The sequence below is a fragment of the Streptomyces purpurogeneiscleroticus genome, assembly GCF_020024005.1.
In the GTDB taxonomy this organism is placed as follows: domain Bacteria; phylum Actinomycetota; class Actinomycetes; order Streptomycetales; family Streptomycetaceae; genus Streptomyces; species Streptomyces purpurogeneiscleroticus.
This window is the reverse complement of record NZ_NHSG01000234.1, coordinates 1-10527: the sequence shown is the minus strand read 5'-3', so window position 1 is coordinate 10527 and position 10527 is coordinate 1. Positions and strand designations below refer to the sequence as shown.

The 10527-nt window shown below is 72.9% G+C and carries 10 protein-coding genes and 1 pseudogene; 8 read left to right on the top strand and 3 right to left on the bottom strand.

The genetic code is table 11. The features are described from left to right. Positions 1-155: 155 nt before the first annotated feature. From CCS38_RS15265 to hutH, 3 genes are all read left to right on the top strand, one after another. Positions 156-965, top strand: coding sequence for an enoyl-CoA hydratase/isomerase family protein (locus CCS38_RS15265; protein WP_223733809.1), 810 nt, complete (start codon positions 156-158; stop codon positions 963-965). Positions 966-1165: 200 nt separating this feature from the next. After that, the gene (locus tag CCS38_RS15260) at positions 1166-2260 is read left to right on the top strand and encodes a GGDEF domain-containing protein (RefSeq protein ID WP_223733811.1); all 1095 of its coding nucleotides are present in this window, start codon (positions 1166-1168) and stop codon (positions 2258-2260) included. A 104-nt stretch (positions 2261-2364) separates the two neighbouring features. Beyond that, the gene (hutH, locus tag CCS38_RS15255; protein ID WP_223733808.1) at positions 2365-3909 is read left to right on the top strand and encodes a histidine ammonia-lyase; all 1545 of its coding nucleotides are present in this window, start codon (positions 2365-2367) and stop codon (positions 3907-3909) included. Between the two features lie 46 nt (positions 3910-3955). Here the strand turns inward: hutH and CCS38_RS15250 are convergent, their stop codons facing one another. Then, positions 3956-4327 (bottom strand): hypothetical protein, encoded by a 372-nt coding sequence (locus tag CCS38_RS15250; protein ID WP_223733807.1) that lies wholly within the window; start codon positions 4325-4327, stop codon positions 3956-3958. Between the two features lie 106 nt (positions 4328-4433). On the opposite strand from CCS38_RS15250, the gene CCS38_RS15245 reads away from it, so the two are divergent. The 5 genes from CCS38_RS15245 to CCS38_RS15225 all read left to right on the top strand — a co-directional run bounded on the left by CCS38_RS15245 (position 4434) and on the right by CCS38_RS15225 (position 9428). Further along, positions 4434-4763 (top strand): hypothetical protein, encoded by a 330-nt coding sequence (locus CCS38_RS15245; RefSeq protein ID WP_223733806.1) that lies wholly within the window; start codon positions 4434-4436, stop codon positions 4761-4763. 162 nt (positions 4764-4925) lie between these two features. Next, positions 4926-6197, top strand: coding sequence for a L,D-transpeptidase (locus CCS38_RS15240; protein ID WP_223733805.1), 1272 nt, complete (start codon positions 4926-4928; stop codon positions 6195-6197). A gap of 145 nt (positions 6198-6342) precedes the next feature. After that, positions 6343-7614 carry a DUF2786 domain-containing protein gene (locus tag CCS38_RS15235; protein WP_372457081.1) on the top strand — a complete coding sequence of 424 codons (1272 nt, stop codon included), beginning with the start codon at positions 6343-6345 and terminating at the stop codon, positions 7612-7614. A gap of 127 nt (positions 7615-7741) precedes the next feature. Next, on the top strand, positions 7742-8566 hold the full coding sequence (locus tag CCS38_RS15230) for an SAM-dependent methyltransferase (RefSeq protein WP_223733804.1): 825 nt from the start codon (positions 7742-7744) through the stop codon (positions 8564-8566). 166 nt (positions 8567-8732) lie between these two features. Next, positions 8733-9428 (top strand): SDR family NAD(P)-dependent oxidoreductase, encoded by a 696-nt coding sequence (locus tag CCS38_RS15225; RefSeq protein ID WP_223733803.1) that lies wholly within the window; start codon positions 8733-8735, stop codon positions 9426-9428. On the opposite strand, the gene msrA is transcribed toward CCS38_RS15225, so the two are convergent. Further along, the gene (msrA, locus tag CCS38_RS15220; protein WP_223733802.1) at positions 9413-10072 is read right to left on the bottom strand and encodes a peptide-methionine (S)-S-oxide reductase MsrA; all 660 of its coding nucleotides are present in this window, start codon (positions 10070-10072) and stop codon (positions 9413-9415) included. The two genes, CCS38_RS15225 and msrA, sit on opposite strands and share 16 nt — an antisense overlap. Before the next feature lie 97 nt (positions 10073-10169). Then, a pseudogene (locus CCS38_RS15215) lies at positions 10170-10527 on the bottom strand (hypothetical protein); the annotation flags it as partial.

Below are 10527 nucleotides of genomic sequence, written 5' to 3'. Positions count from 1 at the left end.
CCCCAGCCCGTCCGGCGATTGAGGACCGGGGTCCGGGGCGGAGCCCCCCCCCGCGGCGGAGCCGCAAATGTCACGGCCGGGAAGGGGCGGGACCGGGGCACTCTCCCCTCCCGGTTACGATCGCGAGTAAGCGACCGTTAACCGGGAGGGCGGCCATGGGCAACGACCAGCACGAAGAGCGTTACGGCGAGCACGTAGCAATCCGGCGCCACGGCGACCACGTAGCCGAACTCGTCATGGACCGCCCCAAGGCGATGAACGCCGTCTCCACGGACATGGCCCGCGCCCTCACCGCCGCCACCGACGCCCTCGCCGCCGACCGCACCGTACGGACCGTAGTCCTCACCTCCACGCACGACCGTGCGTTCTGCGTCGGCGCCGACCTCAAGGAGCGCAACTCCTTCACCGACGCCGACCTGATGCGCCAGCGCCCGTACACCCGCGCCGCCTACACCGGCGTACTCGAGCTGCCGATGCCCACCATCGCGGCCGTGCACGGCTTCGCGCTCGGCGGCGGCTTCGAGCTGGCGCTCTCCTGCGACCTGATCGTGGCCGACCCCACCGCCGTCGTCGGCCTCCCCGAGGTCTCCGTCGGCGTGATCCCCGGCGGCGGCGGTACGCAGCTGCTGCCGCGCCGGGTGGGCGCGGCCCGCGCGGCCGAGCTGGTCTTCACCGCGCGCCGCGTCGAGGCCGCCGAGGCCGCCGAGTTGGGCCTGATCGACCAGCTGGTCGGCGCGGGCGAGGACCGTACGGAGGCGCTGGAGCTGGCCGCGCGGATCGCCCGCAACTCGCCCGTCGGACTGCGCGCCGCCAAGCGCGCCATGCGCCTGGGGCACGGCCTGGACCTGCGGACCGGCCTGGACCTGGAGGACGGCGCCTGGCGCAGCGTCGCGTTCTCCGGCGACCGGGCCGAGGGCGTGGCCGCCTTCAACGAGAAGCGGACGCCGGACTGGCCGGGGGAGTGATCCCGGCCGTACTCGCTCCCGTACCCCGGTAGCTGTCCGTGACCCCATAAGGGGCGGACTGTGGCAAACCTTCCTACTCTGTAAGGTCAAGGCGCGCCTACGGTTACGGATTGTGAGGGCCGGTGACGGGCGAAGCGGTGGGCGGTAGCGAATACGGGTGCGACGCCCGGCTGCGGGCCGTCGTGGCGCTCGCGCAGGCCATGGCCGCCGCCCACCACCCCGAGGAATCGGCGCATGCCGCGGCACAGGGCGCGTGCCGGGCGCTGGGCGGTTCCTTCGCTGCGGTCTCCGTCTGGGAGCGCCAGCTCGGCCGGCTGCGGGTCCTGGTGAACGTCGGCGACCTGGCGGACGGCGAGCAGGAGTATCCGGACGACGAGTCCTATCCGGTGCACGAGTTCCCGGAGATCGTCGGCTTCCTGCATGAGCGGTGGGCGGGCGGCGGCGAGCCCGAAGCCTGGGTGGAGACCGCCGACGGGCCGCACGAGGAGGGCTCGTACTGCCATCAGCGCGTGGCCGCGCTGCGCCGCCGCGGCCGGGGCAGCTGCGTGGTCGCGCCGATCGTGCTGCACGGCCGGGCCTGGGGCGAGCTGTACGTGGCCCGGCCGCGCGGCGCGCCGGTCTTCGCCCGGGACGACGCGGACTTCGCGACGGTCCTGGCCGCGGTGGCGGCGGCCGGCATCGCCCAGACCGAGCGGCTGGCCGAGGCCCGCAGGCTGGCCTTCACCGACGCGCTGACCGGGCTGGCCAACCGGCGCGCGGTCGACATGCGGCTGGACGAGGCGCTGGAGCGGCACCGTGCCGACGGCACGGTCGTCAGCCTGGCGGTCTGCGACCTCAACGGGCTGAAGCGGGTGAACGACACCCAGGGGCACGCGGCGGGCGACCGGCTGCTGGAGCGTTTCGGGTCGGTGCTGTCGCTGTGCGGCGCGATACTGCCGGGCACCCTCGCGGCCCGCCTCGGCGGCGACGAGTTCTGCCTGCTCGCGGTCGGCCCGCCGGCCGCGGACGTGGAGCGGGTCGCGGCGGAACTGTGCCGCCGCGCGGGTGCGTTGGACCTCGGTGAGGGCGTGGCGGTCGGCGTCGCCTCCACCGGCGATCCGGTCGGTGAGGTGCGGTCGGCGCGCCGCCTCTTCCGGCTCGCGGACGCCGCGCAGTACCGCGCCAAGGCGGCGCGTTCGCCGGGCCCGGTGGTGGCGGGCCGGGACGGCGGCGAGGACGACCCGGTCGTCCGCATGGCGGATGCGCCGGACCGCGGCCCGGCGCCGCACGGGGAGCGCCGCCGGTTCCGCCGCTGAACGCGTGCGTCCTGCGAGGCAGGACCCGTGCGTCCTGCGGGGTAAGGGGTGCGGCTGTACCCCGCTGATGACATCTGCGCTTTCACTCTCTAGGGTGCCTGAATATGGATATGCACACCGTGGTGCTGGGGACGACCGGCACGACCGCTCAGGACGTCATCGACGTGGCCCGTGGCGCCGCCCGGATCGAGGTGTCCGCCGACGCCCGCGCGGCCGTCGCTGCCTCCCGCGCCTTCATCGACGACCTCGCCGCCAAGCCGGACCCGGTCTACGGCGTCTCCACCGGCTTCGGCGCGCTCGCCGTCCGGCACATCAGCCCCGAGCTCCGCGCCCAGCTGCAGCGCAACATCGTCCGCTCGCACGCGGCCGGCATGGGCCCGCGCGTGGAGCGCGAGGTGGTCCGCGCGCTGATGTTCCTCCGCCTGAAGACCCTGGCCTCGGGCCGTACGGGCGTACGCCCCCTCGTCGTCGACACGATGGCGGAGCTGCTGAACGCGGGCATCACCCCTGTCGTCCACGAGTACGGCTCGCTCGGCTGCTCCGGCGACCTCGCGCCGCTCTCGCACTGTGCGCTGACCCTGATGGGCGAGGGCGAGGCCGAGGGGCCCGACGGCGTTGTACGGCCCTCCGGCGAGCTGCTGGCGGCCCATGGCATCGAGCCCGTCGAGCTGCGCGAGAAGGAGGGCCTGGCCCTTCTGAACGGCACCGACGGCATGCTCGGCATGCTGGTCATGGCCTGTGCCGACCTCGCCCGCCTGTTCACCTCGGCCGACATCACCGCCGCGCTCTCCCTGGAGGCGCTGCTCGGTACGGACAAGGTCCTCGCGCCCGAGCTGCACGCCATCCGCCCGCATCCGGGCCAGGCCGCCTCGGCCGCCAACATGCTGAAGGTGCTCACCGGCTCCGAGCTCACCGGCCACCACCAGGACGACGCGCCGCGCGTCCAGGACGCCTACTCCGTGCGCTGCGCCCCGCAGGTCGCGGGCGCGGGCCGGGACACCCTCGCGCACGCCCGCCTGGTCGCCGAGCGCGAGCTGGCCGCGGCCGTGGACAACCCCGTCGTCCTGGAGGACGGCCGGGTGGAGTCCAACGGCAACTTCCACGGCGCCCCGGTCGCCTATGTCCTGGACTTCCTCGCCATCGCCGCCGCCGACCTCGGCTCGGTCGCCGAGCGCCGCACCGACCGGCTGCTGGACAAGAACCGCTCGCACGGGCTGCCCGCCTTCCTGGCCGGCGACCCGGGCGTGGACTCCGGCCTGATGATCGCCCAGTACACGCAGGCCGCGCTGGTCAGCGAGATGAAGCGGCTCGCGGCCCCGGCCTCGGTGGACTCCATCCCGTCCTCCGCCATGCAGGAGGACCACGTCTCGATGGGCTGGTCGGCGGCGCGCAAGCTGCGGACCGCGATCGACAACCTCACCCGCGTCGTCGCCGTCGAGATGTACGCGGCGACCCGCGCGGTGGAGATGCGCGAGGGCGTGACCCCGTCGCCCGCCACCCGCGCGGTGCTGGACGCCGTACGGGCCGAGGGCGTGCAGGGCCCCGGAGAGGATCGTTTCCTCGCGCCCGACCTGGCGGCGGCGTACGACGTCGTGCGCAGCGGCAAGCTGGTCGAGGCCGTCGAGTCGGTCACCGGCAAGCTGGCCTGACGCGCGGAGCGGACGGCCTGGAAGTGGCGCGAGGTCTCGCGGGCTTTCAGGCCGTCTCGCCGCGCGAGCGGCGCACGGCGAGGGTGACCAGGGCGGCCCCGACGCCGAGGAAGGCCGTGCCGCCGACGGCGTACGGGGTGGTGTCGAGGGAGCCGGAGTCGGCGAGCCGGACCTCGCCCGAGCCCTGCGTGCCGTCCGTGCCGGCCGCGACCTGTGTACCGGGGGCGACCCGCCCCTGCTCACCGGCCCCCGCAGTCGTGTCCGTACCGGCCCGTACGTCCTGGCCCACGGCCGGGGCGGCGGAGTGCCGCGTTCCTTCGTCGTGCTCGGCCGTGGCGTTCGCCGACGGCACGAAACAGAGCGCGATCAGCACCGAACCGGCCGCAGCGGCAGTCACCAGTGGTCGGCGTGCGGTCACGGAACGATCCCCCTTCACGGCTCGGCGGTTGGGCCGTTACCCAGATGTTAGTAACAGCCGCGGGTCGCGGGGAAGCCAGGGGCCCGACGTGCTTACGCTCCGTGGCATGAGCAACGGTGACACATCACGCTTTGTCCGCCTGCGCGTCGACCTGGTCATGGAGATCACGGACCCCGACCTGCTGACCGGCGCGGCCCTCGACGGGATCAGCGACGAGGATCATCTGTCCGATCAGGAGCGCAGCTACGCGCGGCAAGCGGTCCAGGCGGAGCCGGCCGAGGCCGTCGCGCACCTCGTCGACCCCTTCGACCTCGTCAACGACGTCCCCGGCGTCGAACTCACCCAGGCGTCCTGGACCAGCGAGGAGACCGATTACGACCCCGAGGCCGAGGAGTGGGATCTCGGGGACGCGGGGGACGACGAAGAACTCGTCTGAGGCCGTTTTCTCCGGCGCGGAGCCTGGGTGTCCTTTCCCACACTTTCCTGTGCATGGAACGGCAAAACGGGAACAGGCGTTCATCATGGGAGCGACTGGGGCCAAGTGTGCCCAGATGGCTCGGGGAGGATCCCAGGTTCCGTAGCAATGGAGTAGTGACTGATGACGGACAGCAAGCGCCGCAAGGGCTTCATAGCCACCGCCGGGCTGCTGAGCGGGGCACTGGCGCTCGCAGCCTGCGGCGGCGGTGCTGACCAGGCGAGTGGTGACAGTGGCGGCTCGGGGCCGCCAGAGAAGCACGAGAAGCAGGAACAGGTCGACCGGGCGGCCGCAAAGGACGCCTCGGACGCCAAGATCAAGATCGCTCCGAAGAGCGGCACGGACGACGCGGGCATCAACAGCGACACCAAGGTCAGCGTCTCGGACGGCAAGCTGACCGACGTCACGATGACCTCCGTGGAGTCCAAGGAGCAGGTGGCCGGCACGCTCGCGCCCGACGGCAAGTCCTGGCAGCCGCAGTCCCCGCTGAAGCGCTCCACGCAGTACCGGATCACCGCGCACGCCGAGGACTCCAAGGGCCGCACGGCGGTCGAGCACTCCACGTTCAGCACCGTCTCGCCCACCAACAGCTTCATCGGCAACTTCACCCCCGAAGACGGCTCGACCGTCGGCGTGGGCATGCCGGTGTCGCTGAACTTCGACAAGCCGGTCAAGAACAAGGCCGCCGTCGAGTCGAAGATCAAGGTCGCGGCGAGCAGCAACCAGAAGGTCGTCGGCCACTGGTTCAGCGACACCCGCCTGGACTTCCGCCCGCAGGAGTACTGGAAGGCCGGCTCCAAGGTCACCATGGACCTCGACCTGGACGGCGTGGAGGCGTCGCCCGGTGTGCGGGGCATCCAGGACAAGACCGTCAGCTTCGACGTGGGCCGCTCCCAGGTGAGCACCGTCGACGCCAAGACGCACCAGATGACCGTGGTGCGGGACGGCAAGACCGTGAAGCGGATCCCGATCTCGGCCGGCGGCCAGGAGAACCCGACCTACAACGGTCAGCTGGTGATCTCCGAGAAGTTCGAGCAGACCCGCATGGACGGCTCGACGGTCGGCTTCAAGAAGAAGAACGGCAAGGGCGAGTACGACATCCCCGATGTCCCGCACGCCATGCGGCTGTCGAACTCCGGCACCTTCATCCACGGCAACTACTGGGGCAAGGGCATCTTCGGCAAGGCCAACACCAGCCACGGCTGCATCGGCCTGGAGGACGCCAAGGGCGCCAAGAACGCCAAGACCGACGGCGCCTGGTTCTACAACAACTCCCTCCTCGGTGACGTGGTCGTCATGAAGAACTCCCCGGACAAGACGATCCAGCCCGACAACGGCCTGAACGGCTGGAACATGGACTGGTCCCAGTGGACGGCGGGCAGCGCCCTGCAGTGACCCGGGCGGCTCGACCCGACCCGACCCGACAGCTCACCGGCCTGACGGCTTCCCCGAGCCGTGCGCGGGCGGCACTCCGGACACCGGTCCGGGTGCCGCCCGCCGCTGTTTCCGGCCGCACCGTACGCGTCCGTACAGTGATCCGGTGGGCAACAAGGGCGAGGGGCGCGGCGGGCGCCGGGAGAGCGCGGCCGGGAACGGCGCCGGGGAGAGCGTGGCACGCGTACTGGGCGCGGTCCGGTACGCCGCGGACGGCAGAACCGCCGAGGACGCCGTCGAGGCCGGGGCATCGGCGCTGAGCGCGGACCCGGCCGGTCCCGAGGCCGTGGGCCGGGCCCTGCTGGCCGCCGCTGCGGCCACCGTGCGTGGCTGCTGGGAGGGCGGCTGGCACCCCGCCGACCTGGTACGCCTCGTACGGCGCGCCGGTGCGGCACCCGAGCTCGCCGCCGACCTCGTCGCCGCCGAGCTCCGCCGCTACCCCGCAGAGGAACTCCCGCCGCGCTGGCCCGCGCAGCTGCGCGAGGCGGGCGCCGAGGTCTGGTGGCCGGACGACGGCGGTTACCCGGACGCGCTGGCCCGGCGCCGCCGCACCACCCGCTTCGAGGCGCTCTGCGCCGTCCTGGAGGTGCTGCGCGTCCTCGGCCGGCTGCCCCGCGTCACGCCTACGGGGCCGCTCCCGGGGACGCCGGGCGAGCGGACGGCCGGTACGGCTCACTCCGGTGCGCGCCCGGCCGACGAGCCGCGCGTCCTCGGCCGCATCCGCGGCCTGCTCGCCAAGGCCGAGTCCACCGCCTTCCCCGAGGAGGCCGAGGCGCTCTCCGCGAAGGCCCAGGAGCTGATGGCGCGGCACAGCGTCTCCGAGGCGCTGCTCGCGGGCGCCGCGCCCGCCGGCGGCCCGGAGACCCTGCGCATCGGCGTCGAGGGCCCGTACGAGAACGCCAAGGCGCTGCTTCTGGACGCGGTGGCCGTCGCCAACCGCTGCCAGGCCGTCTGGTCCCCGGACGCCGCCTTCACCACTCTCGTCGGCTTCGCGCCGGACCTGGACGCCGCCGAACTGCTCTACACCTCCCTCCTCGTCCAGGCCACCACCGCGATGAACCGCGCGGCCGACACGCACCACGCCCGCGGCAAGTCCCGCCGTACCAAGGACTTCCGCCAGTCCTTCCTCGCCGGCTACGCCTCCCGCATCCGCGACCGCCTCACCGACGCCGCCGACCACGTCACCGCCGAGGCCGCAGAGGGGACGCCGGACCTGCTGCCGGTACTGGCCGCCCGCGATCTCGCGGTCCAGGAGCGGACCGGCGTGCTCTTCCCCGAGACCACGGCGGTACGGATGCGAGGCGTACGGGACGCGGAGGGCCTCCACCAGGGCGCGGCGGCCGCGGACCGCGCCCGGCTGGACGGCGGCGGGCCGTAAGGCTCCTTGGACTGCTGCCCCACAAGCCCCAACTCTCACGCTGGTAACGCCACTTCCCACTGGTACCGTCACTTCCCGGTGGCCCGGTACGCACCGGTACCGGCCCGGAGGGGAACGGACAAACGGCATGGCGGACGGCGACGGGCACGCGGAGAACATCTCCCGGATCAACACCGGGGTCGCGCACAACGCCCGGGTCTGGAACCACTGGCTCGGCGGCAAGGACAACTACGCCGTCGACCGCGAGGTCGGCGACCACATCACCGGCCTGTACCCGAGCATCGGCGAAGTGGCACGCGCCGACCGGGCATTCCTCGGCCGCGCCGTGCGCCACCTCGCGGGCGAGGCCGGCGTCCGCCAGTTCCTCGACATCGGCACCGGCCTGCCCACCGCCGACAACACCCACGAGGTCGCCCAGCGCGTCGCGCCCGACTCCCATGTGGTCTACGTCGACAACGACCCCATCGTCCTCACCCACGCCCGCGCGCTGCTGACCAGCGCGCCCGGCGGCGCCACCGACTACATCGACGCGGACGCGCACGACCCGGACGCGATCCTGGACGCGGCTGCCCGGACCCTCGACCTCGGCCGACCCGTCGCGATCATGCTCCTCGGCATCCTCAACTTCGTCCTCGACACCGAGCGGGCGCAGCGGACCGTGGACCGACTGCTCGCCGCCGTACCGTCCGGCAGCCACCTCGTCCTCACCCACCCCACCCTCGAACTGGGCGGCGAGGGCAACGCCGAGGCCATGCGCTTCTGGAACGAGAACGCCACCCCGCCGATCACCGCCCGCAGCGGCGCGGAGATCGCCCGCTTCGCCGCGGGCCTGGACCTGCTCCCGCCCGGCCTGGTCTCCTGCACCCACTGGCGCCCGGACCCCGCCCCGGACGGCACTCCCACCGAACCCCCGCAGGTCGCCCAGTACGCCCTGGTGGCCCGCAAGCCCTGAGGGCCTGTCCCGTCTTCTTTCCTCTCTTTGACCCCGGGCGTTGACGGCCTGGTGTCACCGGGCGTTGAGCGGGCACACCAAGGAAACGCACCCGAGAAGTGATCAAGCGATCAGCCGGCGCGGCCGCGCAGTTCCGGGCCCGCCGCCGGCGCGGAGAGGAGCAGCGGTGGCCAAGACGCTCGTGGTGGTCGGTGCCGGGCCGGGGCGGGGCATGGGGGTGGCCCGCGCGTTCGGGCGCCACGGCTACCGGGTCGGACTCGTCGCCCGTACGAAGGACCGGCTGGACGCCCAGGTCGCCGAGCTGGCCGGGCTGGACATCCCCGCCGCCGCGTTCCCCGCGGACATCCGCGACCGCGACGCGCTGGCCGCCGCCCTCGCGCAGGTGACCGAGGCGCTGGGCCCCGCCGACGTACTGGACTACGGCCCCGGCCCGTCAGGACCGGTCACGCACGCCGCCCAGACCACCGCCGCCGCGGCCACCGCCCAGTTCGACCTCTACGTCCTCGGTGCGATCACCGCCGTGGGCCAGATCCTCCCGGACATGCTCGCCCGTGGCTCCGGCACGGTCCTGATCACCACCGGCGCCGCGGCGACGGTCCCCACCCCGTCCCTCGCCAACGCCGGCCTGGCCATGGCCGCCCTCCGCAACTACGCACAGACCCTGCACGCCGAACTCGCCCCGCTCGGCATCCACACCGCCACGGTCACGATGACGGCCCCACCGTCGTCCCCGACCGCGGCGGACACGATCGGCGCGGCCTACTACGGCATACACGAACGCCACACCCCACCCGAAGCCCTCATCGGCCCCACGGGAACCCTCACACCCCAGGCCCCTCCGTCGTCTCAGTCCTCCGCCTGAGCCACCCCCACCGGGCAGGAGACGCCCGTGCCGCCGATGCCGCAGTAGCCTGCGGGGTTTTTGTCGAGGTACTGCTGGTGGTAGGGCTCGGCCGGGTAGAAGGGGCCGGCCGGGAGGAGTTCGGTGGTGATGTCGGAGTAGCCGGACGCGGTGAGGACCTTCTGGTAGGCGTCGCGGGAGGCTTCGGCGGTCTGCTGCTGGGCGGGGGAGTGGGTGTAGATCGCGGAGCGGTACTGCGTGCCGACGTCATTGCCCTGGCGGAAGCCCTGGGTGGGGTTGTGGGATTCCCAGAACACCTTGAGGAGGGCGGCGTACGAGACCTTCGAGGGGTCGAAGACGACGCGGACCGCTTCCGTGTGGCCGGTGTGGCCGCTGCAGACCTCTTCGTACGTGGGGTTCGGCGTGTGGCCGCCCTGGTAGCCGACGAGGGTGGTCCATACGCCTTCGGTCTGCCAGAACTTGCGCTCGGCGCCCCAGAAGCAGCCCAGCCCGAAGTCGGCGATCTCCAGGCCCTCCGGGTACGGGCCGAGCAGGGCGTTGCCGAGGACGGTGTGGCGATCGGGGACCGTGAACTCGGGCTCGGGGCGGCCCTTCAGCGCCTCGTCGGCGGTGGGGAGGTGGTTCTTGAAGCGGGAGAACAGCATCGTGATCAGGCTCCGGAGGGACGAGGGGAAAAGAGAGGCGACGGCGGGTGGGTGACTCGGTGTCCGGGGAACGTCTCTCGGGCGTCGGGAATTCCGGTCAGAACGAGGGTCGGTCCGGCGGGAGCATCGCCGGGGTGCCGCCCTGGGACTCCCAGCCGGCGACGGCGAGGGCGCGGTACGTGGCGTACGCGGCGGCCGGCTGCGGGTGGAACGACCAGGGCACCGCGCCGACATGGCCGTCCACCAGGCGCAGTTGCTCCATGGCCTCGGCGTACCGCTCCGCCTGGACGAGGAACCAGATGAGGAGGTGCCGGACGTGCGGCGCCACCGGGTGGTCGGCGGGCGCCTGGCGCAGCGCGTAGTGCGCGCCCTCGATGGCGCGCTCCACGACCGCGCTCTGGAAGAGGCTGCGGACCATGTTGGCGTCGGGGAGGTGGTCGTAGACGGAGAAGAGG